Source organism: uncultured Metabacillus sp. (genome assembly GCF_947503125.1).
Taxonomy (GTDB): domain Bacteria; phylum Bacillota; class Bacilli; order Bacillales; family Bacillaceae; genus Metabacillus.
Genome location: NZ_CANNCR010000008.1, coordinates 16,492 through 38,955, shown reverse-complemented (window position 1 = coordinate 38,955; position 22,464 = coordinate 16,492). Strand labels below are relative to the sequence as shown.

The window sequence follows — 22,464 nt, the reverse complement described above, 5'->3', positions numbered from 1 at the left end:
TTTTGTGCTGAAAATTGGGGATGTCATACTATTAGAAACAAAAGATAAAAATGGTGAACGACTAAAATGTAAGCTGATGGAAAAAAAGAAAATCAACTTTATATTGATTATCCCATTAATACGGATACAGGACGTTTAGCCTATTTAATGATTGGCACAGAGCTTACTGCTTCTTTTATTAATAAAGAACAGCATGCATACAGTTTTCAGACAGTGGTTACAGTGCGTGTGAAAGAAAAGATTCCATTGCTTTCTATAACATATCCTGGTGACCATAAGTTAAATCGTATTCAAAGAAGAGAATATGTACGAGTTGAAACTACATTAGATGTTGCTGTCCACCCGTTAGAGAATGAATTTCTACCTTTTAAAGCCGTCACAACAGATATTAGTGCAGGGGGTGCAGCGCTTCTTATTCCGAAATCAACTATATTAAATCAGGGTCAAGAAGTTGTTGTATGGTTTTCACTGCCTTTTCATGATGAAGAGATTGATTACATAAAGGTAAGAGGAAAAATACTCCGTTTTATTCAAGTAGAAAATGAACGATTTTATAAAGTTCCCTTACAGTTTTTTAATATTGATGAACTTACTCGACAAAAATTAATCCGGTTTTGTTTCCAACAGCAAATAATAATGCGGAGAAAAGGACTTATGGCAGAATAAATTTTGGTATTTTTATGCATACTAGGAACAATGTGAAACAAAAAATACCGGAGTTGAATGTAATGAAACGGCTTGAACGTATTTTAATCAAATTAATTATCATTCAGTTTATTGTCTTACTCTGTGCGCAGCTGTTAATTCAACAATCTACTATTCAACCATACCTTTCCCGAGTTGTTCAATATGAGGGAGTTAATAAAATTACGATTTCGGAATGGCTTGAAACGTTTAGTCAAGAGAAATGCGGCAGGTGAAACAGAAAACCTGCTTCATTTGTTTGGCATGAAATCACAAAAAATTTTAGCCATCACCCAAATATGTTCTCGCTCGATTAAACTACTAGACTAAAAACCTATTTGGAGGAATTATGAAACAAAAACTTTCAATTGCAATTGATGGCCCAGCTGCTGCTGGTAAAAGCACGGTTGCAAAAATAATTGCAGAGCATTATTCATATATTTATATCGATACTGGTGCAATGTATCGCGCATTAACTTACAAAGCGCTAAAAGAAAACATTGATCTAAACGATGAAGAAATGGTTGCAGATATTTTGGCATCGATTAGTATCGAACTTCAACCGTCAGAAAATGGACAAATCGTCCTTGTAAATCAAGAAGATGTAACAGATATTATTCGCACAAATGAAGTAACAAATAATGTTTCAATTGTTGCAATGCATCCAAAAGTTAGAGAAGAAATGTTAAAACGTCAAAGGAATTTGGCTAATTCAGGTGGTGTTGTCATGGATGGACGTGACATCGGTACACATGTTTTGCCAAATGCTGAATTGAAATTCTTTTTAAAAGCTTCTGTTGAAGAAAGAGCAAAAAGGCGTCATGAGGAAAATGAAAAAAAGGGTTATGCATCAGATCTAGAGCAGCTTAAACATGAGATTGCCTATCGGGATAAGCTTGACTCTGAAAGATCGGTTGCGCCGTTAAGAAAAGCAAAGGATGCAATTGAAATTGACACTACATCTTTGTCTATACATGATGTCGTAAAAAAAATAGAAGACTATATAGAAGAAAGGCTTTGATAGATGTGTCATTATATCCATTTGCAAGATCAGTTGTAGCTGGCATTTTAAAGCCAACTTATCGAATAAAAGTTGAAGGCTTGGAAAATTTCCCAAAAGAAGGCGGTGTCCTACTATGTACGAATCATATTAGCAATTTTGACCCGCCTGTTGTCGGTATTACTGCACCAAGAAAAGTATTTTTTATGGCTAAAGCTGAACTTTTCAAAGTGCCAGTATTAAAAGATTTGTTAAAAAACTTCGGAACATTTCCGGTTAATCGGGGTGGGAGTGACCGCGAGGCATTAAGGACAGGTTTAAAGATTTTAAAAGATGGAAATGTACTGGGTTTCTTCCCGGAAGGAACACGAAGTAAAACCGGTGAATTAGGTAAAGGGCTTCCTGGTGCAGGATTCTTTGCACTCAGGTCAACTGCGGCAGTTGTACCATGTGCGATAATAGGACCATATAAACCTTTTAGTACACTAAGGGTTGTTTATGGTAAACCGATTAACATGGATGAATACCGCTCAAAAAAAGTTTCTACAGATGAAATGACAGAAATCATTATGAAGGAAATTGCAAAACTCCTTAAAAAATAAAGCTAAGATGAAGACTTACTACTTGACAAAAAGTAGCATTTATTAGAAGTTTAATAAAAGAGGAATTTTTCATTTTATTTTAAAAGAATAAAAATTGTTCTTTTATAAAATGAAATCTTACATATATTTAATCAAAAGTCGCGCTGGTTTTGACCAAGGAGGGTAATTGAGATGGCAGAAGAATTAAATAGTGTACATGTTGAGACACCAGAGGTAGGCGATATTGTGAAAGGTATCGTGACAAAGGTAGAGGAAAAACAGGTTATTGTCGAAATAGAAAACTGCAAGCATATTGGAATTATTCCAATCAGCGAGCTTTCAAGTCTTCATATCGAAAAGGCATCTGATGTAGCGAATGAACAAGATGAATTAGAACTTAAAGTTATAAAAGTGGAGGATGAAGCATTAGTTCTTTCAAAAAGAGCTGTTGATGCTGAAAAAGCATGGGATTCCTTACAACAAAAATTCGAATCAAAAGAAGTTTTTGAAGCTGAAGTAAAGGATGTTGTAAAAGGCGGGCTTGTCGTAGATTTAGGAGTTCGCGGCTTTATTCCAGCATCATTAGTGGAAGCCCACTTCGTAGAGGATTTTTCTGAATACATGGGAAAAACTTTATCATTAATCGTGGTTGAGCTGGACCGAGAGAAAAACAGAGTCATTTTATCTCACAGAGCTGTTATTGAAAAAGAACAAAATGAAAAGAAATCTGAACTATTGGATTCAATCAAAGTTGGAGCAACAATTGAAGGAACAGTTCAGCGCTTAACAGATTTCGGTGCTTTTGTTGATATTGGTGGAATTGATGGGCTTGTACATATCTCCCAGCTTTCACATTCACATATTGACAAACCATCAGATGTTGTTGAAGAGGGACAAAAAGTAACAGTTAAAGTTTTAGGAGTAGACCGTGATAACGAAAGAATTTCTTTATCAATAAAAGAAACACTTCCAGGTCCTTGGGCAAATATTTCTGAAAAAGTAAAAGTAGGCGATGTGGTTGAAGGTGTCGTAAAACGGCTTGTATCGTTCGGTGCATTCGTTGAAATTTTACCTGGTGTTGAAGGATTAGTACACATTTCACAAATCTCAAATAAACATATTGGAACACCTCATGAAGTATTAAAAGAAAATCAAACGGTTAAAGTTAAGGTTTTAGATGTGAACGAATCAGAACAACGTATTTCCTTAAGTATTCGTGAACTAGAAGAGACTTCAAAGCCTGCAGATGAGGACTTCCGTCATTATCAGGCACAGGAAGATTCATCCTCTGGTTTCCAATTAGGAGAAATGATTGGAGAACAACTAAAAAAATTAAAATAATGGTGATATAGGTGAGCAAAAGAGCACAACGAAAAATTGAACATATCCAACATGCACTTACAACAGGTCAACAACGTACAAATGGATTTAACGATATTACCTTTGTTCACCAAAGCTTACCAAACCTGTCTGTTCAAAAAATAGATTTATCAACAAAAGTTGGCGAACTTACTTTAAGTTCGCCTCTTTTTATAAATGCTATGACCGGTGGCGGCGGCGAAGAAACAGCAGTAATTAATGAAGCATTATCGAGAGCTGCAAGTGAAACAAATATTGCTGTCGCTACTGGTTCGCAAATGTCAGCTATTAAAGATGAGAGTGAGCGGCATTCATATGAAATTATGCGCAAGGTTAATAAAACAGGACTTATCTTTGGAAATTTGGGCAGCGAAGCAACCGTTGAACAAGCAAAAATAGCCGTTGATATGATTGAAGCAAATGCTCTGCAAATTCATTTAAACGTTATCCAAGAGCTTGTCATGCCTGAAGGGGATCGAGATTTTTGCGGTGCATTGAAAAGAATTGAGCAAATTGTAAAGGAAATTGAAGTTCCAGTCATTGTAAAGGAAGTAGGATTCGGAATGAATCGTGAAGCTGCGGCAAAATTAAGAGATGTAGGGGTAACGATTGTGGATGTTGGCGGCTATGGCGGAACGAATTTTTCAAAGATCGAAAATATGAGACGGCAGCAAATGCTGCAATTCTTTAATGAATGGGGAATCTCTACCACAGCTTCAATAGCTGAGGCAGCAAGTGTCGATCATATTTCTGTAATCGGCACTGGAGGAATTCAACATGCACTTGATATAGCGAAATCCATTGCATTAGGAGCGTCTGCCGCAGGAACAGCTGGATATTTACTAAAAGTGTTTGTTGAAAAAGGATATGACTCATTAGTACAGGAAATTCATCAAATGTTAGAAGAGTTAACATTTATTATGACAGCACTTGGTACAAGCAGTATTAGGGAGCTTCAGAATGCACCAATCGTGATTAGCGGAAATACGCATCATTGGTTGACTGAACGGTGCATTGATACGAGGCGCTTTAGCATGAGAAATGGAAAATAGGGCTAATTGGTTTAACCAATTAGCCCTATTTTTGTGTGATAACGAAGTGATCGTACCACACGTTATTTATTTCGTTTTCTTGCAGAATCAGGTCCCTCTAAAGTAGTAGCACCAGGGTAATTAAGTGACTGGTCACGATCAGATTCAACTCTTCCACTCTTTCTTAATTTTTTTTCTTGACGATCTTTACCCATTTTTCACTCCTCCTATCTTTGTATTATCATTTTTTACTACGTTTCTTTTATTCATTAGTGTTATTTTTTGTTAAATTTTTAGATTAAAGCTAAGAGGAAACAGACATAATGAATAAAGTAGGGAGGGGTAGATAGTGGAAGGAATCTTTTTTTACTGGTTTATGTGGCTTGCTTGGATTATTACAACCTTTTTAATGAAAAAAGGAAAGATACGATTAAAGTTAACAATTTTTATTTTAATTACCATCATTCTTAGCGAGCTGTATATTATTGTAGGGGATTTTAATGTAAGAGTCTCCCTTATATTATTTATGATTCTTGGCTATTATCTTGCTGCCAAGCAGAAGAAAAGAAAACCAGTTCTTTTTTATATGATAACATTTACATTGATGTTTGCTTATGCTGGAATTATGCTTTTTAGAATTTATGATCCTGTTTGGTTTCTTTTTGATTATCGTATCATTGTCAGTGTAGCGATCAGTGTGCTAGCGATCTATTTAGGGAAACATTCTGTTCAAATATATGCACTTTTTATCATTTCGGTATGCCAAGGTGAATGTTTATATTGGTTTATTTTAGGGGAATTTCATGATGGCTTAACAATCGGTACTGCTGCCTTTTTAGATATGTTGGTCATCGGTTGTTCAATTATTTATTTGTGGAATATGTCTCAAACTGTTATTTTAGCCATCGAACAAATGCTTCAAAAACCGGCAAAGGAGAAACAAGGCTAATATGAATGAATACACAATGCCAGTCCTTTTTGGCGTAATAGTAGGAGTCGTTACAAGGCTTCATATGCTCAGAACAGACTATAGACAATACCCTACATATCTTCATGGAAAAGTCATCCATATTGCGCTTGGATTTATTGCCGCGGGGTTAGGAACAGTTGCTGTTCCATCTTTAATGGAGGAGGATTTCACAGCAATCACCTTTCTTACATTAGCGGCCTCTCAATTCCGTGATGTTCGGAATATGGAGAGGAATACACTTACGGAATTAGATGGTTATGAACTTGTCCCCCGTGGAAAGACCTATATTGAAGGAATAGCGATTGCTTTTGAAAGCAGAAATTATCTTGTGATTTTTACCTCTTTATTAACAACCTTAGCTTATTTGGTTATAAATTTCTATGCTGCTATTGTTGTTGCTATTCTCTGTTTTATCATTTGTAAAAAATTGATGACAGGGAGTCGAATGAAGGATTTAGTTGATATCCAATATGTTGAACCACATTTTGAAGGGGCAGGTTTATATGTAGATAATATCTATATTATGAACATTGGGATACCTGATAAGCAGGAGGCGATTTTAAAATATGGAATGGGTTTTGTTCTAACACCTAAAAATTTCAATTCAATCACAACAATTGCAAATTTAGGTCAAAGACAAGCCATTCTGCATGACGTCTCTACAGCACTTGGAGTTGTTCGTGATTCAGGGGAACCTTCATTAGTGCCATTAGCCAAAAGAGACCTTAATGATGGAAGGTTAGGTGTATTTGTTCTTCCGCAAAATCGTGACATAGATAAAGCGATTCATATAATTGGTGAGGTACCTACGCTTGAAAATGCGATAAGAATGCCATCTGAAGCGAGGGCAAACCAACGAGGAGGAATAAAATGAGTAACTCCATAGAAAAATATATATTGGCTATTATTACAACAGATGAAACGAAGGCAGCAGGTGGAACAGCCATATTTATCTGTAAAACTCAAGAAGAAATGCATTTTTTTGCTAAAAACCTTGAGGCGATATTAGATGGAATCGCTCACGGAATTGGTGATGATTTATATATCGTCGTGAAACACTAAGTTGAGTATTTATGAATTGTTTGCTACTATATAAAAGTCAAGCCCTTCTTAATTAAATAGAAGGGTTTCTTTTGTAGAGGGATTAAAGATTGTACCGATAATACATTTTCAGCTTGATCTATTACATACTAAATAAAAGAATACGACGTGCTTTTAATATAAGATGTACAACCACTCACCACCTTGTTTTTTAACGAGTAGTGACTGCTTCTCTCTGATAATTAAGTTGTTTAGGATAAATAGGAAGGGTGTAAGGAAATGTCAAAACCAATTGTTGCCATTGTAGGACGGCCTAATGTAGGGAAATCTACTATATTTAATCGAATTGTAGGGGAACGGGTATCCATCGTTGAAGATATTCCGGGTGTGACGAGAGACCGTATATATAGTTCTGGAGAATGGTTGAACTATCAATTCAACATCATTGATACGGGTGGTATCGATATCGGTGATGAACCATTTATCGAACAGATTCGCCAACAAGCTGAAATCGCTATTGACGAGGCAGATGTTATAATTTTTTTAACAAATGTCCGTGAAGGTGTAACCGCAGCAGATGAAGAGGTAGCAAAAATCCTCTACCGTTCAAATAAACCTGTAGTGCTTGCGGTAAATAAAGTAGATAATCCTGAAATGCGAGCAAACATCTACGACTTCTATTCTCTAGGCTTCGGCGATCCTTTCCCAATATCAGGCTCTCATGGTCTGGGGCTTGGCGATTTGTTGGATGAAGTGGCAAAACACTTTAAAAATACAGGGATAGAAGACTATGATGATACAACGATTAAATTTTCATTAATTGGCCGGCCTAATGTAGGGAAATCATCTCTAGTTAATGCCATTTTAGGAGAAGAACGCGTTATTGTAAGCGATATTGCAGGTACAACTCGTGATGCAATCGATACTGTTTACAAATATGAAGGTCAGGAGTTTGTTATCATTGATACAGCAGGGATGCGAAAAAAAGGGAAGGTTTATGAAACGACTGAAAAATACAGTGTACTTCGTGCACTAAAAGCAATCGAGAGATCTGATGTTATTTTAGTCGTTTTAAATGGGGAAGAAGGAATCATCGAACAAGACAAGCATATTGCCGGGTATGCACATGAAGCCGGAAAGTCAGTAGTGATCGTTGTCAATAAATGGGATGCAGTTGATAAGGATGAACGAACAATGAAGGAGTTCGAAGAAAACATCCGTGATCATTTTAAGTTTCTAAATTATGCCCCAATTGTTTTTTTATCAGCAAAAACCACAAAACGTATTCACACGCTAATGCCTAAAATCATCCTTGCGAGTGAAAATCATGCACGAAGAGTTGAAACAAATGTCTTAAATGATGTTGTGATGGATGCTGTGGCAATGAATCCAACACCGACACATAAAGGTAAACGATTAAAAATATTCTATACAACCCAGGTTGCTGTTAAGCCGCCTACCTTTGTCGTTTTTGTAAATGACCCTGAGTTAATGCATTTTTCTTATGAACGTTTTTTAGAAAATCGAATCAGATCAGCTTTTGAATTTGAAGGAACACCGATTAAAATATTTTCCAGAGAAAGAAAATAATCGCCCAACAACTGTTAAAGCATTGTAACTCATTTTCGAAGAAAAGAGCGTGATCATATGGAAAAGATTACTGTTTTAGGAGCAGGTAGCTGGGGAACGGCTTTAGCTATTGTACTCGCTGATAATGGACATCAAGTTAAACTTTGGGGACACCGTCCCGAATTAATAAATGAAATTAATGAAAAAAGAAAAAATGAAAAATATCTCCCAGGAGTTGAATTGCCAGAAAACATCAAAGGGGTTTCTAATTTGAAACAAAGCCTTGAAGGGGCGCGTACTGTAGTGCTGGCTGTTCCAACGAAAGCCATTCGTGGTGTTTTAAACGACATTTCTAAGGTACTTAATGACGAAATAACCATTGTTCACGTAAGTAAAGGGATTGAGCCGGATACACTAATGCGCATTTCAGAAATTATCGAAGCTGAAATGCCCAGTCATTTATTAAAAGATGTTGTTGTTTTATCAGGGCCAAGTCATGCTGAAGAGGTTAGCCAAAGACATATTACTACTGTTACATCCTCTTCTAAAAATATGGAAGCAGCAGAATACATACAAGATTTGTTCATTAATTCAAATTTTCGAGTTTATACCAACCCCGATGTTATTGGTGTTGAAATTGGTGGTGCCTTAAAAAACATTATTGCTTTGGCTGCAGGTATATCTGATGGCCTAGGTTATGGAGATAATGCTAAAGCTGCTCTTATTACACGCGGATTGGCTGAAATTGCTCGTTTAGGAAGTATGATGGGAGGCAATCCATTAACATTCTCGGGATTGACTGGAATTGGCGATCTAATCGTTACATGTACAAGTGTTCATTCACGAAATTGGAGAGCCGGAAACTTGCTTGGTAAAGGTCAAAAGCTAGAAGAAGTTTTAGAAAATATGGGAATGGTCGTAGAAGGTGTACGTACAACAAAAGCAGCCTATCAGCTTGCTCAAAAATATGAAGTTAAAATGCCGATAACGGAGGCGCTATATAATGTCTTATTTAATGGTCAAGAGCCTAAACTTGCGGTTGATTCCTTAATGACACGAGTAAAAACGCACGAAATGGAAGACCTTGTTAACATTATGGAAAATCGCTAATATTCTATGAACCATATCGATTGCCATTTAAAGAGACTGTTGGAAGAAAAAAGGGGAATGACAAAAAAATTTTAGTCTGTTATGTGAACCCAACGGTGACAATCAAAATTTTCCAGCATATAATACCAAGAATTATGAAAAGGGAACAATATCCTATAAGGTATAAAAGCTGCGAGCAAATCCCGCGGATGACTAGCTATATGATCCCTTCCTTGGTTGCCTGAACATTAATTAAACCTAACTTGTAAAGTTTACACGGCATATCTAGGCATTAGAGGATACAAAACCATTTATATTCGCATAAAATGCAACGTAGTCAAATAAGAGTTGTTCTTATTGTTGGGTACTATTTAGTCGTTCACCTTGCTGCTGAAGTAAAGATCGTCCCCTCTTTACTTCAGTTTTTTTACTTTTTTAGATCATTACGCTTTCACTTAACAGGGACTGGCAAGCCCGGAGCAGCACCTCCTTGGTTTGGACAAGCTAATCATTGTGTATTATAATCGACCATGGATTGAATTAATAATTAAATAGAACAAGGCGCTTCCGCTTTTCTTATTGCTTAGCGTAAATTATAAAATTCTTGAACTGTGGAAAGCGCTTTGACATCCAGCTCCAGCGCCTAGCCCCGAAGCACAGGACGTGCAAGTGCAGTCAGTGCGACAGGACGTCGCGTTATTGACTGCCTCTAGGGTCTAGCCAATTTAGAATTAAAGGCAAAGAACGCCTTCTATTCTAAATCGTCTTATTTGCCCAAGGCTGAGCATGGCGCTTGCGGTTTTGTTCTAAGGAGGAATCAGTAAAAATGAGTGCAGCCCTTATGAAAATGTGGATTTCTTTTGCATCTATGGGGTTTATGTTTATTTCTATTTTGTTCATTTATTTAAGTCGCTTTAAATTAAAGGGATTTCTAAAGATTATCATTACAATTTTAGCCTATTTGTTTATGATTCTAGCAGGAATTATCATTTTATTTGTTGTATTAAGCGGACCCGTTAATGAATAAGGAAAATAAAAGGAAGTTATGGCAGATGAATTTTTTGAAAATAATGATAGGGATTTTATGTTGTATTCTTTTAGCTGGCTGTTTATATCCAGATGAAAAATTAGAAAAAAATACGATTCCTTATGAAGACCAAATTGCTGCGGTTCAAAATGCAGTCGATCGTTTTCGAGAGGAGTCCGGCGGCTTGCTTCCGATCAAGACAAGGGATATGTCAACACCTATCTATCAAAAGTATCCGATTGATTTTACCACACTTTCACCAAAATATATGGCAGAACCACCTGGTACAGCCTATGAAAATGGTGGCGTTTATTCATATGTACTTGTAGATGTGGAAGAAAATCCAACCGTCAAATTAATTGATTTGCGTATTTCTGAAGCCATACATGAGCTGGCAATCAGAATAGATGTTTATCGACAATCTAATGGCTATCCTCCGATGAAAGAGCTTATTACGAAGGATATTTATACATTAGACTATAAAAAGCTAGGTTATGATAAAGCGCCAACAATTGAAAGTCCATATTCGGGTGAACATTTACCATTAGTAATTAATAATCAAGCAGAAATATATGTAGATTATCGAATTGACTTATTTAAGGCACTTCAAGAAAAAGATCATTCATATAAACCAGGCGATGACATCCGTGACTTGTTAGTAAAGGATACATACTTCGTTCCTGCATATTCGTTGCCATATACGATTGATGATCAAGGAGAACCGGTTTTTAAAGAGGATGAGTAGCAGGTTTGGTTGTTATAGTTTAATCTCCTTCGCATGGATGTAAAAAAATCTTATAAAAAAGTCATGAACCCTTCTTCAAGAGAATACTCTCTAAAAGAAGGGGTTTCTTTTTTCACTTTTACGGATAGATGAAAAATCGATATTGGAAAAAAATTTGCTGGCGAAGTCATAAATAAATAGGACAACGTCATACATATATAGTGTCCTATTAGAAGACGGATAAGCTTTATCCCAATAATGTATGATCGGGAGGGGATCACTTGGAAAAAGTAGATATTTTCAAGGATATCGCTGAACGAACTGGTGGCGATATATATTTAGGAGTAGTTGGGGCAGTTAGAACAGGTAAATCTACTTTTATAAAGAAATTTATGGAGTTAGTTGTACTGCCTAATATTGAAAATGAATCTGATAAAGCTAGAGCTCAAGATGAATTGCCTCAAAGTGCAGCTGGTAAAACAATCATGACAACTGAACCGAAATTTGTTCCAAATCAAGCAGTGTGCATCCATGTTGATGAGGGACTTGATGTTAATATTAGATTAGTAGATTGTGTAGGTTATACTGTTCCAGGGGCAAAAGGCTATGAGGATGAAAATGGTCCTCGTATGATTAATACTCCGTGGTATGAAGAACCGATACCTTTTCATGAGGCAGCAGAAATTGGTACACGTAAGGTGATTCAAGAGCATTCTACATTAGGTTGTGTGATAACAACTGATGGTTCAATTGGTGATATTCCGCGTCAGGATTATTTAGAAGCGGAAGAAAGAGTCATTGAAGAATTAAAAGAAGTGGGTAAACCGTTTATTATGATTATTAATACGGTTCGTCCTCATCATCCTGAAACAGAAGCCCTTCGTCAACAGCTTTATGAGAAATATGATATTCCAGTGCTGGCAATGAGTGTAGAGAGCATGAGGGAGTCAGACGTTATCAATGTGTTACGAGAGTCATTATATGAATTCCCTGTGTTAGAAGTAAATGTTAACCTGCCAAGCTGGGTAATGGTATTAAGAGAGAATCATTGGCTCCGTGAGAGCTATCAGGAAGCTGTAAAAGACACAGTGAAGGATATTAAGCGGCTTCGTGATGTTGACCGCGTGGTTGGGCAGTTTAGTGAATATGATTTTATTAACAAAGCAAGCTTAGCGGGAATTGAAATGGGGCAAGGGATTGCCGAGATTGATTTATATGCTCCTGATGATTTATACGATCAGATCTTAAAAGAAGTTGTCGGAGTAGAAATTCGCGGAAAGGATCATTTGCTCCAATTAATGCAAGACTTTGCTTATGCTAAAGCGGAGTATGATCAAGTGGCAGATGCCCTGAAAATGGTCAAACAGACCGGATATGGAATCGCAGCACCAGCATTGTCTGATATGAGTCTTGATGAGCCTGAGATTATTCGCCAAGGTTCTAGGTTTGGAGTACGTTTAAAAGCTGTAGCACCTTCGATCCATATGATAAAAGTTGATGTTGAGTCCGAATTCGCACCAATTATTGGAACTGAAAAGCAATCAGAAGAATTAGTTCGTTACTTAATGCAGGATTTTGAAGATAATCCTTTATCCATTTGGAATTCTGATATTTTTGGACGCAGCCTAAGCTCAATCGTACGTGAAGGAATTCAAGCTAAGCTTTCTTTAATGCCAGAAAATGCACGATATAAGTTAAAAGAAACATTAGAGAGAATTATAAACGAAGGCTCAGGTGGATTAATTGCCATCATCCTATAACATGTTGACCTCTGTTTGAGGTCTTTTTTTATGTGTTAATTTAAGGAAATATTTAAAGTTATTATTTTAAAAAAATAATTTTTAAAATTTGAAATAAAGTTGAAAAAAGTACAGCGGTAAATGTCATATATTGAGATAGCATTTACATAAATGTAACATAATTTGATGATTTCAACACAAAAAGAGAATGTATGTTCCTGATCTGACAAAGAAACGTTGATATAATTGGATTTTTATTAGGATAAAACTTGATTCGCCAGTTTGATTGTGTTAATCTTTTTACAGAAATTATTTTCTCTTTTGGTCGATTCTTCCTAAAACACCAATATTCATGATGAAAATCATTGAATTATGTAAAAAAATCGTATAAGATAAGCGTGTTGATAGTAATTTCACGCTCTATCATGTATAGAAATGAACAAAACTGTGAAGAAATGAGACTAAAGAATTCCATCCCTTTGGGAGGAGGTGAAAGGCATGAATAAAACAGAACTTATCAACGCAGTAGCAGAAGCTAGTGAATTATCTAAAAAAGACGCAACTAAAGCAGTTGATGCTGTTTTCGATACAATTTTAGATGCACTAAAAGATGGTGATAAAGTACAACTTATCGGTTTCGGTAACTTCGAAGTTCGTGAGCGCGCGGCTCGTAAAGGTCGTAATCCACAAACTGGAGAGGAAATTGAAATTGCTGCAAGCAAGGTGCCTGCTTTCAAACCAGGTAAAGCACTTAAAGATGCTGTAGCAGGAAAATAAGTTATTACTTGTCATGTAATACACATTACATACAACCATTCTTCACAGAAGCCCCTTTTAAAGGGGCTTTTCATTTGCTTTTTGTATCATAAAGATTGTTCAACTTTTTAAAATAAAATCTTGGTGCATTCAGTTTTTCTATATATCAGGTGGTAAAGACGAAAAACATAGATAATTACTTTCTATATTTTGCTTTTATCTCCATATTTGTGCTAGAATCTGAATCAAATCCAATTGATTAGGAGGATTGAAATGGGACAAGTGGACTTTGAAAAAATAGAACTGGCTGTAAAAATGATTCTTGAAGCGATAGGAGAGAACCCTGAACGTGAGGGTTTACTAGATACTCCAAAACGAGTGGCAAAAATGTACGCTGAAGTCTTTAGCGGGTTGAATGAGGATCCTGCTGAACAATTTAAAACCATTTTCGGTGAGGATCATGAGGAACTTGTTTTAGTAAAAGACATCCCTTTTTATTCAATGTGTGAACATCATTTAGTGCCGTTTTATGGAAAGGCACATGTAGCATATATTCCTAAAGGCGGCAAGGTGACTGGTTTAAGTAAGCTTGCCCGAGCAGTAGAGGCAGTTGCAAAGAGACCCCAATTACAAGAAAGAATTACATCTACCATCGCTGATAGCATAAATAAATCTCTTGATCCACATGGAGTGATGGTTGTGGTTGAGGCAGAGCATATGTGTATGACGATGAGAGGCGTAAAAAAGCCAGGCTCCCAAACAGTAACTTCCGCCGTAAGAGGAATCTTCAGAAAAGATGAAGCTGCCAGAGCAGAAGTATTATCCCTAATAAAAGGATAAATAATGAAGAATACCAAGCCCGCTATGCTATCAAAAATAGGAATAGTATAACATTTATAAAACATTTACATACATATTTTTAATGAATTAACGGGTTTAAAAACATTAGGATAGTCTTTCTTAATTATTAAATGGTATGATAGGATATAGAATTTTTTCTATTAGCTGCAGCGTGTAAGTATTTTATGTAAAAAGATAAACTGTAACGGGCAGGTGTTAGCATGAATCAAAAAAATGACTTTGTTGTGATAAAAGCTATTGAAGATGGCGTAAATGTAATTGGTCTTACGAGAGGTTCGGATACACGATTTCATCACTCTGAAAAACTGGATAAAGGGGAAGTAATGATCGCTCAGTTTACGGAACACACCTCTGCCATTAAAATAAGAGGTAAAGCACTAATTCAAACAAGTATTGGGGAATTAGAAAGTGAGTCTAGAAAATAAGCAGGGTATCCTGCTTTTATTTGCGTTTATTAATAGTGTAATCTGCTGAATGAAGATTAAATAAGAACAAATCTAAAAGAGTGTGTTATAATTGATTGTGCTTTTATCTTTTTTTGGATCGAAATTTCATTTACATACACAATTAACTAACGAATTTTATAAATGACCAGATTATTACATAAATTAATGTGGAATATAGGTTTTGTGAACAAATGGTAGAGGAGCAGCTCCCTTTTCCACGTTAACTGCTAGGTTACAGGAACTTTGATCAATGTCTCTTTTACTTGAAATGAAACAGTATAATAATCAATAGAGAGAATGTTAAATTGGGGACAAGGGTGATATATTTGCAGGACATCTATGTAAAATTAGCGGAAATGAAAATAGCGTTAAGGGAGAAACTCGCACATCCTTATTTGGAAAAGTATGTATCTTTACCAAAACTAGATGAGGATAAACTGTTGCTATTTTATGCAATTTTTGATGAGATAGACCTTTCAGATGATATAAAAGAAAGTTATATTATAACGGTAATGCTTGTGCAAATTGCTCTTGATACTCATGACAATGTTACCGTAGAACACGATATTGATACTGCAGAATTTGTTCAAAGGCAATTAACGGTATTAGCTGGAGATTATTATAGTGGTCTATATTATTTTATGCTTTCGGAAGTGAAAGATTTTAAAATGGTTCGTGCTTTAGCAATGGCCATTAGGGAAATCAATGAACATAAAATAAGTCTTTATCACGATAACCATGCAAATATGCAATCTATTTTAGATAGTCTCTTGATCGTTGAAACAACTTTATTCAATAGGGTTGCTGATCTTTTGAAACTAAATCACTGGAAATTGCTATCAACTAATTTTTTAACCTATAAAAGACTATCTCATGAAAAATTTCATTTAGAGAATGAAGGAAAGCTACCAGAAAACCAATTTTATAAAAGTCCATTTTCCCTCACGTTTTTGAATAATGCTTGCAAAAACTATTTTGAGGAGACAATTTCTCTTTTAGAGTCAGGTTTTTTTACTCCGGAAATGAAAGATCTACTGTTTAAACGATTGCAATCCATTCATTTTCATGAAACATTACATTTAAAAAAGACAGTGGAAGAAGGGTTGTAAAAATGGATCAATCAAAAGAAGAAAGAGTCCATGGAGTATTTGAAAAAATTTATAAAAACTATGACCAAATGAATTCAGTAATCAGCTTTCAACGTCATAAAGCGTGGAGAAAAGAAACAATGAGACGGATGCAAGTTAAGCCGGGACAAAAAGCGCTTGATGTATGCTGTGGAACTGCTGATTGGAGCATTGCTCTGGCTGATGAGGTTGGTCCTAATGGACATGTTATCGGGGTTGATTTTAGTAAAAATATGCTTAAAGTCGGCAAGCAAAAAGTAGATGAGCTTGGGTTATCAAACGTTGAATTAGTACATGGAAATGCAATGAACCTTCCATTTGAGGATCAAACTTTTGATTTTGTGACCATTGGCTTTGGCTTGAGAAATGTCCCTGATTATATGCAGGTATTAAAAGAAATGAATCGTGTATTGAAACCAGGCGGCAAGGCGGTATGTTTAGAAACCTCGCAACCTACAGCACCGCTGTTTAAGCAAGGTTACTTTTTTTATTTCCGTTACATAATGCCTTTATTTGGAAAGATCTTTGCAAAGAGTTATAAGGAGTATTCATGGTTACAGGAATCTGCTCGTGAGTTTCCAGGGATGGAAGAGCTTGCTCAAATGTTTAAGGAAGCAGGCTTTGACCAAATCCAAATTAAGCCATTTACAGGTGGCGTTGCAGCTATGCATTTAGGGGTTAAGCCGAATAAATTATAGTCAGTCTCCGAATGCTTAGCGTCTTGCGCTTTTGTTCCTTCAATAAATCTGGCCTGATCTTCCTGCCGATTTTTCAAAAAAATGGTTAACATGTTAACAATAAGATGTATTTAGGTGAAGAGTATGAAATTTAAAGCATTGTATTCGTTTTTGAATACAGACCTTACAATAATTGAACAAGAGCTTGAAAAAACAGCTATTTCCCAGCATCCTTTACTTAGAGAAGCGAATTTAGAGCTTCTTCAGGCAGGAGGTAAGCGAATTAGGCCAGTTTTTGTCCTTCTTTCTTCTATGTTTGGAAACTATGATATTCAGCGGGTTAAATATGTTGCAGTTGCTCTGGAAACGATTCACATGGCATCACTTGTTCATGATGATGTTATTGATGATGCAGAGCTTCGCAGAGGGAAGCCGACTGTTAAATCGAAATGGGATAATCGTATTGCGATGTATACTGGAGATTACTTGTTAGCCAGGTCCTTAGAGGTCATCACAAATATTGATGATCCTTTAGCCCATCAGATTTTATCCCGAACCATTGTAGAAGTTTGCTTAGGCGAGATAGAACAAATTAAAGATAAATACCGATATGATCAATCATTGCGAACATACTTAAAACGAATAAAAAGAAAGACAGCTTTATTAATTGCAGTGAGCTGTCAATTAGGTGCCATTTCAACAGGCGCCTCTGAAGAAATACATAAAAAACTCTATTGGTTTGGTTATTATGTTGGGATGTCCTTTCAGATAACAGATGATATTCTTGATTTCACTTCAACTGAAAAAGAATTGGGAAAGCCGGTTGGCAGTGATCTTCTCCAAGGAAATATTACTCTCCCTGTTTTATTTGGATTGCAGGATCCATCTATGAAAGCAGAAATTGAAAAGATAACAAATGAAACCAGACCTGATGAAATACAATCGTTAATAAAAAGAATTTTAGAATCGGATGTTATAAAAAGATCTGCAAGTGTAAGTGATAAATATCTTCAAAAAGCGTTTGCGATTCTTGAGACTTTACCAAAAAATCGTGCTAGATCAACACTTTATAGCATTGCAAAGTATATTGGAAAAAGAAAATTTTAATTGTCTCAGCATTTTTCTCCATCCTTTTATTGATAATCCCTTTTATACATGTTATCATTTTCTTGGGGTTGTGAAAGCCTATACATAAAAATCAAAGGGATGGAGAATATAATATGGAAAAAACATTTTTAATGGTGAAACCTGATGGTGTTCAACGTCAGCTCATCGGTGAAATTGTTAGTAGATTTGAAAGAAAGGGTTTGCAGCTGGTTGGTGCAAAATTGATGATAATTCCAGTTGAACTAGCCGAGAAGCACTATGGAGAGCATAAGGGAAAACCTTTCTATGAAGATCTAGTAAGCTTTATTACCTCTGGACCTGTTTTTGCTATGGTTTGGCAGGGTGAGAATGCAGTTGAATTAACTCGTAAAATGATGGGTAAAACAAATCCTAAAGATGCTGAACCAGGAACAATCCGCGGTGATTACAGTATGTTTGTGAGCAAGAATATTATTCATGGGTCTGACTCTATTGAAAGCGCAGCCCGAGAAATAGCGCTGTTTTTTAATGAAAATGAGCTTGTTGAATATGACAAATTAATAAATGGTTGGATATACTAAGAGCTGGCATTTGCTAGCTTTTTTTATTGCTTAGCGAAATTAAAAAATTCTTGGACTGTGGATAGCGCTTTGACATCCATCTCCAGCGAGCGCCTAGCCCCTCCAGGGTGTTGCGCTTTTCTTATTTGAAAAATCAAGAATTTAATTTCTTTTTAAAAATTGCGCAAATTCTTGCAAAATTAAGATATACTATAAATTATTCTAGAGTGATTATCGGATTGTTATATGGTAGGAGAGTTATCAATGGTTGATCATGATTATGAACAGTTTATAGGCAAAATAAAACAAAAATCTGGAATCGATTTATCCCTCTACAAGGAAGCTCAAATGAAGAGACGGTTAATATCTTTGTATGAGAAAAAGGGCTTTACATCTTTTCGAGATTTTTATAACGGAATAAGTAAGGAGAATGAATTATATTATGAATTTTTGGACCGGATGACAATTAATGTCTCTGAGTTTTATCGGAATTTTAAACGTTGGCAAGTGCTCGAAGAAAAAATACTTCCTCGCCTGTTAGAAAAAAATAGCCGCTTAAAAATATGGAGTGCTGCTTGTTCTACAGGTGAAGAGCCTTATACCATTGCGATGATTTTGTCGAAAATCGTACCACTTTCAAGTGTGAAAATAGTAGCAACAGATATTGATAAAAATGTCCTTGCAAGAGCCAAGCTTGGAATTTACCCTGAACGGTCGCTAAATGAAGTTCCTAACGAAATGAAAAGAAAATTTTTTAAACAAGAAGGGACAAAATATAAAATTAGTGATCAAATCATAAATTCTGTCCAATTTAAAAGGCAAAATCTTTTAGCCGATTCATTTGACAAACAATTTGATTTAATTGTGTGCCGCAATGTATTAATTTATTTTACGGAAGAAGCAAAAGAAATTCTATTTAGAAAATTTAGCAATGCTTTAAAGCGTGGAGGAATTTTTTTTGTTGGCAGTACCGAGCAAATTTTTCACGCAGAGCGTTATCAACTTTCGTCTGTGGATACGTTTTTTTATCAAAAGTGTTAAAAATCTGCTATTTTTTTCATGATAGGTATGATATATTTGTACTTAAAAGCGTTAGTGCGTTGAAGGGAGAGAGAACGATATGAGGTATTTAACAGCTGGAGAATCTCACGGACCTCAATTAACGGCAATTGTTGAAGGTGTTCCGTCTGGATTAAATTTAACGGCAGAAGATATAAATAAGGATTTGGCAAGAAGACAAAAAGGATATGGCCGTGGTCGAAGAATGCAGATTGAAAAGGATCAAGTTCAACTATTAGGCGGAGTAAGACATGGTAAAGCATTAGGTTCGCCAATTGCCATGGTAGTGGAAAACAGGGATTGGAAGCATTGGACAAAAATAATGGGGGCAGAGCCGATTACTTCTGAAGAAGAGCAAGAGGTTAAGCGTCAAATTACCCGCCCTCGACCTGGACATGCTGACTTAGTAGGTGCGATGAAATATGGCCATCGTGATATGAGAAACGTACTTGAACGTTCGTCAGCACGTGAAACAACTGTTCGAGTTGCTGTTGGCTCTTTAGCAAAACAACTTTTATCTGAATTAGATATAAAAGTTGTTGGACATGTCCTGGAAATTGGAGGTGTAAGAGCAGAAAATACGGAATATCGTGATATTGACGATCTATTAGCTGTTACAGAAGAATCTCCGGTAAGATGCTATGATCGTCAAGCTGAAACAAAAATGATGGAAGCTATTGATCAGGCAAAAGCAAATGGCGACTCAATCGGAGGGATCGTTGAGGTTGTTGTCGAAGGTCTGCCTGCAGGTATCGGCAGCTATGTACATTATGACCGTAAGCTTGATAGTAAGATTGCTGGTGCAATTGTCAGTATTAATGCCTTCAAGGGGGTAGAATTTGGCATCGGTTTTGAAGCTGCCCGCAAATTTGGCAGCCAAGTGCATGATGAGATTATATGGTCAGAAGAATCAGGCTACACACGTAAAACAAATCGTTTAGGCGGCTTTGAGGGTGGTATGACAACAGGTATGCCAGTTGTTGTAAGAGGTGTAATGAAACCAATCCCAACATTGTATAAGCCATTGCAAAGTGTAGATATTGATACAAAGGAACCATTCACAGCAAGTATTGAACGTTCTGATAGTTGTGCAGTTCCTGCGGCAAGTGTTGTGGCAGAAGCCGTTGTAGCATGGGAAATTGCCAATGCCATTGTCGAGCAGTTTGGTGTTGATCGAATGGATCTAATTAAAGAAAATATCAAAAAAATGCGTGAACATACGAGGGAATTCTAATGGAATCTATTTTGATCAACACGACTGATGAAACATATCCGGTTATTGTTGGCAATGGCGCAATCAAGGAACTGCCCAATCTTTTAAGAAACCTTAATCCGTCTAAAGTTTTGATTATAACCGACACAAATGTCGATGCACTTTACGAAAATGTGCTCGAAGACCATATTGGCCGTGAATGGGCGACTTACAAGTATGTGATCAAAAGCGGTGAAGCAGCAAAATCATTTGAGATGTTTTATGAGCTTCATTCCTATGCTTTAAAACAGGAACTCGATCGAAAATCTGTGATCATCGCTTTTGGCGGAGGAGTGGTTGGCGACTTAACTGGTTTTGTTGCTGCCACTTATATGAGGGGTGTCCCTTTTATACAAGTACCAACTACACTTTTAGCTCATGATAGTGCTGTAGGTGGTAAAGTGGCGATCAATCACCCTGAAGGGAAAAATATGATCGGAGCTTTTTATCAGCCAAAAGCAGTTGTTTACGACAGCAGCTTTTTACAAAGCCTTCCAGAAAGCGAAATGAGATCTGGATTTGCTGAGGTGATCAAGCATTCCCTCATTCGAAGTGAACCGCTCTTTCATTTTTTGTTTACTGAAGTAAGGCGTTTAGATGACATTACAACCGAAAAGCTGCAAAAGATGATTCTTGAAGGCATTCAAATAAAAGCAGATGTTGTATCTAAAGATGAAAAGGAATTAGGACTTCGTGCGATTTTAAACTTTGGACACACACTTGGTCATGCTATAGAAGCTGAGGCAGGCTATGGTAAGCTTTCACATGGAGATTGTGTGGCAATCGGAATGCTGTTTGCTACGTGGTTAAGCAATAAAACCCTTGGTGCATCTCTTCCGTATGAAGAATTATCTTCATGGTTTAAAGAAATTGGTTTTCCAATAGAAGTTCCTGAATCGCAAACTACTGAGCAATTGATAAACAAAATGAAAAAAGATAAAAAGACAAAATCAAATCAATTGACAATGATCTTACTAAAGGAAATCGGTGTAACAACTTCTGAGATATTTTCTGAAGGTGAGCTGTATTCTCTGCTTAATGAGTGGAGAGAGGAAAAACGAGGTGACAAGGGTTGATTAGGGGAATTCGCGGAGCAACAACTGTAAACGAAAACGAAGAAACCGTTATGTTAAAAGCTACTGAAGAGTTAATTCACGAAATGATTCAAAAAAATAAAATCGAGCCAGAAAATGTTGCACAGGTTATTATGACGGTAACAGAGGATCTTACAGCAACATTTCCTGCAAAAGCGCTTAGATCACTTGAAGGATGGAAATACGTACCAGTCATGTGTATGCAGGAAATTCCTGTTCCTAATAGCTTACCAAAGTGTATCAGGATTATGATGACAGTTGAAACAAGTGAAAAACAAGAGAATATAAATCATGTATATTTGGAAGAAGCTGTAAAGCTTAGACCTGATCTATCAATTACTAAATAAAAAACCTCTCTGTAAGTAAAGAAAAATAACAGGCAATGAATAAGTGGGAAGATTCTGAACAATCTCACATTGAACTTGACATTTATTAGTGTACTATAATAACATAATAAGGAAGATTGTTAGTAGAAGAGTTGAGTAGTTTAGTATAGGGTAGCAGAGAATGAGTTAGTTTAGCTGAGGTTTTATTTTTCACGGCACAAGTCTACCCAAAAATCGAGCTGGTTTTTGGGTTTTTCTTTCTTCTAATCGTTTTGTCATATTTTTTATTATGAATGACCACAAAAAACGTTGATTTGATGTATAGATGGAAAGAATTGACATAGTGCTGAACATCTTCAATTTTATAACCTCCTAAATGCTCATTCTCCATATTGATTGGAGGAGT

Annotated in this window: 26 protein-coding genes and 1 pseudogene; 26 read left to right on the top strand and 1 reads right to left on the bottom strand. The window is 36.2% G+C overall.

Translation table 11 applies throughout. The features are described from left to right. Positions 1 to 93: 93 nt before the first annotated feature. From Q1B07_RS08240 to fni, 7 genes and pseudogenes are all read left to right on the top strand, one after another. A pseudogene (locus tag Q1B07_RS08240) lies at positions 94 to 255 on the top strand (flagellar brake protein); the annotation flags it as partial. Next, complete coding sequence (locus Q1B07_RS08235) at positions 229 to 666, top strand: PilZ domain-containing protein (protein WP_299088372.1); 438 nt, start codon at positions 229 to 231, stop codon at positions 664 to 666. The pseudogene Q1B07_RS08240 and the gene Q1B07_RS08235, both read left to right, overlap by 27 nt. Positions 667 to 728: 62 nt before the next feature. After that, positions 729 to 920 (top strand): YpfB family protein, encoded by a 192-nt coding sequence (locus tag Q1B07_RS08230; RefSeq protein ID WP_299088302.1) that lies wholly within the window; start codon positions 729 to 731, stop codon positions 918 to 920. 113 nt (positions 921 to 1,033) lie between these two features. Next, positions 1,034 to 1,705 (top strand): (d)CMP kinase, encoded by a 672-nt coding sequence (gene cmk / locus Q1B07_RS08225; protein WP_299088303.1) that lies wholly within the window; start codon positions 1,034 to 1,036, stop codon positions 1,703 to 1,705. 5 nt (positions 1,706 to 1,710) lie between these two features. Continuing rightward, on the top strand, positions 1,711 to 2,286 hold the full coding sequence (locus Q1B07_RS08220) for a 1-acyl-sn-glycerol-3-phosphate acyltransferase (protein ID WP_299088374.1): 576 nt from the start codon (positions 1,711 to 1,713) through the stop codon (positions 2,284 to 2,286). 171 nt (positions 2,287 to 2,457) lie between these two features. Further along, the gene (gene rpsA / locus Q1B07_RS08215; protein ID WP_299088305.1) at positions 2,458 to 3,606 is read left to right on the top strand and encodes a 30S ribosomal protein S1; all 1,149 of its coding nucleotides are present in this window, start codon (positions 2,458 to 2,460) and stop codon (positions 3,604 to 3,606) included. Positions 3,607 to 3,617: 11 nt separating this feature from the next. Beyond that, positions 3,618 to 4,676, top strand: a complete 1,059-nt coding sequence (gene fni, locus Q1B07_RS08210) for a type 2 isopentenyl-diphosphate Delta-isomerase (protein ID WP_299088307.1) — start codon at positions 3,618 to 3,620, stop codon at positions 4,674 to 4,676. Positions 4,677 to 4,738: 62 nt separating this feature from the next. Here the strand turns inward: fni and Q1B07_RS08205 are convergent, their stop codons facing one another. Further along, positions 4,739 to 4,870, bottom strand: a complete 132-nt coding sequence (locus Q1B07_RS08205; RefSeq protein ID WP_299088308.1) for a YpzI family protein — start codon at positions 4,868 to 4,870, stop codon at positions 4,739 to 4,741. 134 nt (positions 4,871 to 5,004) lie between these two features. Here Q1B07_RS08205 and Q1B07_RS08200 point away from each other — a divergent pair, with 134 nt between their 5' ends. From Q1B07_RS08200 to aroH, 19 genes are all read left to right on the top strand, one after another. Further along, positions 5,005 to 5,604: a hypothetical protein gene (locus Q1B07_RS08200; RefSeq protein WP_299088309.1), complete on the top strand. Its 600-nt coding sequence runs from the start codon at positions 5,005 to 5,007 to the stop codon at positions 5,602 to 5,604. 1 nt (position 5,605) lies between these two features. After that, entirely contained in the window at positions 5,606 to 6,499 is an 894-nt protein-coding gene (locus Q1B07_RS08195; protein ID WP_299088310.1) for a YIEGIA family protein, read from the top strand. Next, complete coding sequence (locus tag Q1B07_RS08190) at positions 6,496 to 6,687, top strand: hypothetical protein (protein WP_299088312.1); 192 nt, start codon at positions 6,496 to 6,498, stop codon at positions 6,685 to 6,687. The genes Q1B07_RS08195 and Q1B07_RS08190 overlap by 4 nt, the downstream gene beginning before the upstream one ends. A gap of 258 nt (positions 6,688 to 6,945) precedes the next feature. Continuing rightward, positions 6,946 to 8,256 (top strand): ribosome biogenesis GTPase Der, encoded by a 1,311-nt coding sequence (gene der, locus Q1B07_RS08185; protein WP_299088314.1) that lies wholly within the window; start codon positions 6,946 to 6,948, stop codon positions 8,254 to 8,256. A 57-nt stretch (positions 8,257 to 8,313) separates the two neighbouring features. Further along, complete coding sequence (locus Q1B07_RS08180) at positions 8,314 to 9,345, top strand: NAD(P)H-dependent glycerol-3-phosphate dehydrogenase (RefSeq protein ID WP_299088315.1); 1,032 nt, start codon at positions 8,314 to 8,316, stop codon at positions 9,343 to 9,345. A gap of 805 nt (positions 9,346 to 10,150) precedes the next feature. Then, positions 10,151 to 10,351, top strand: coding sequence for a DUF2768 domain-containing protein (locus Q1B07_RS08175; RefSeq protein ID WP_299088317.1), 201 nt, complete (start codon positions 10,151 to 10,153; stop codon positions 10,349 to 10,351). 25 nt (positions 10,352 to 10,376) lie between these two features. Further along, on the top strand, positions 10,377 to 11,096 hold the full coding sequence (locus tag Q1B07_RS08170) for a hypothetical protein (protein WP_299088318.1): 720 nt from the start codon (positions 10,377 to 10,379) through the stop codon (positions 11,094 to 11,096). A gap of 260 nt (positions 11,097 to 11,356) precedes the next feature. Continuing rightward, a complete protein-coding gene (gene spoIVA / locus Q1B07_RS08165) occupies positions 11,357 to 12,835 on the top strand; it encodes a stage IV sporulation protein A (protein ID WP_299088320.1) in 1,479 nt (492 codons plus the stop codon). Positions 12,836 to 13,312: 477 nt separating this feature from the next. Next, on the top strand, positions 13,313 to 13,591 hold the full coding sequence (gene hbs, locus Q1B07_RS08160; protein WP_034332307.1) for a non-specific DNA-binding protein Hbs: 279 nt from the start codon (positions 13,313 to 13,315) through the stop codon (positions 13,589 to 13,591). 252 nt (positions 13,592 to 13,843) lie between these two features. Continuing rightward, positions 13,844 to 14,410, top strand: a complete 567-nt coding sequence (folE, locus tag Q1B07_RS08155) for a GTP cyclohydrolase I FolE (RefSeq protein ID WP_299088328.1) — start codon at positions 13,844 to 13,846, stop codon at positions 14,408 to 14,410. A gap of 221 nt (positions 14,411 to 14,631) precedes the next feature. Then, positions 14,632 to 14,856, top strand: a complete 225-nt coding sequence (mtrB, locus tag Q1B07_RS08150; RefSeq protein WP_299088329.1) for a trp RNA-binding attenuation protein MtrB — start codon at positions 14,632 to 14,634, stop codon at positions 14,854 to 14,856. A 377-nt stretch (positions 14,857 to 15,233) separates the two neighbouring features. Then, positions 15,234 to 15,986, top strand: coding sequence for a heptaprenyl diphosphate synthase component 1 (locus Q1B07_RS08145; RefSeq protein WP_299088331.1), 753 nt, complete (start codon positions 15,234 to 15,236; stop codon positions 15,984 to 15,986). Between the two features lie 2 nt (positions 15,987 to 15,988). Continuing rightward, complete coding sequence (locus Q1B07_RS08140; protein WP_299088334.1) at positions 15,989 to 16,702, top strand: demethylmenaquinone methyltransferase; 714 nt, start codon at positions 15,989 to 15,991, stop codon at positions 16,700 to 16,702. Positions 16,703 to 16,825: 123 nt separating this feature from the next. Then, on the top strand, positions 16,826 to 17,788 hold the full coding sequence (hepT, locus tag Q1B07_RS08135; protein WP_299088335.1) for a heptaprenyl diphosphate synthase component II: 963 nt from the start codon (positions 16,826 to 16,828) through the stop codon (positions 17,786 to 17,788). Between the two features lie 113 nt (positions 17,789 to 17,901). After that, on the top strand, positions 17,902 to 18,348 hold the full coding sequence (gene ndk / locus Q1B07_RS08130) for a nucleoside-diphosphate kinase (protein WP_299088336.1): 447 nt from the start codon (positions 17,902 to 17,904) through the stop codon (positions 18,346 to 18,348). Positions 18,349 to 18,591: 243 nt separating this feature from the next. Next, a complete protein-coding gene (locus Q1B07_RS08125) occupies positions 18,592 to 19,368 on the top strand; it encodes a protein-glutamate O-methyltransferase CheR (RefSeq protein WP_299088338.1) in 777 nt (258 codons plus the stop codon). A gap of 79 nt (positions 19,369 to 19,447) precedes the next feature. Continuing rightward, positions 19,448 to 20,620, top strand: coding sequence for a chorismate synthase (aroC, locus tag Q1B07_RS08120; RefSeq protein ID WP_299088339.1), 1,173 nt, complete (start codon positions 19,448 to 19,450; stop codon positions 20,618 to 20,620). After that, positions 20,620 to 21,714, top strand: a complete 1,095-nt coding sequence (gene aroB, locus Q1B07_RS08115) for a 3-dehydroquinate synthase (protein ID WP_299088341.1) — start codon at positions 20,620 to 20,622, stop codon at positions 21,712 to 21,714. The genes aroC and aroB overlap by 1 nt, the downstream gene beginning before the upstream one ends. Further along, positions 21,711 to 22,079 carry a chorismate mutase gene (gene aroH / locus Q1B07_RS08110; protein WP_299088343.1) on the top strand — a complete coding sequence of 123 codons (369 nt, stop codon included), beginning with the start codon at positions 21,711 to 21,713 and terminating at the stop codon, positions 22,077 to 22,079. Before aroB ends, aroH begins: the two co-directional genes overlap by 4 nt. The last annotated feature ends 385 nt before the right edge of the window (positions 22,080 to 22,464 follow it).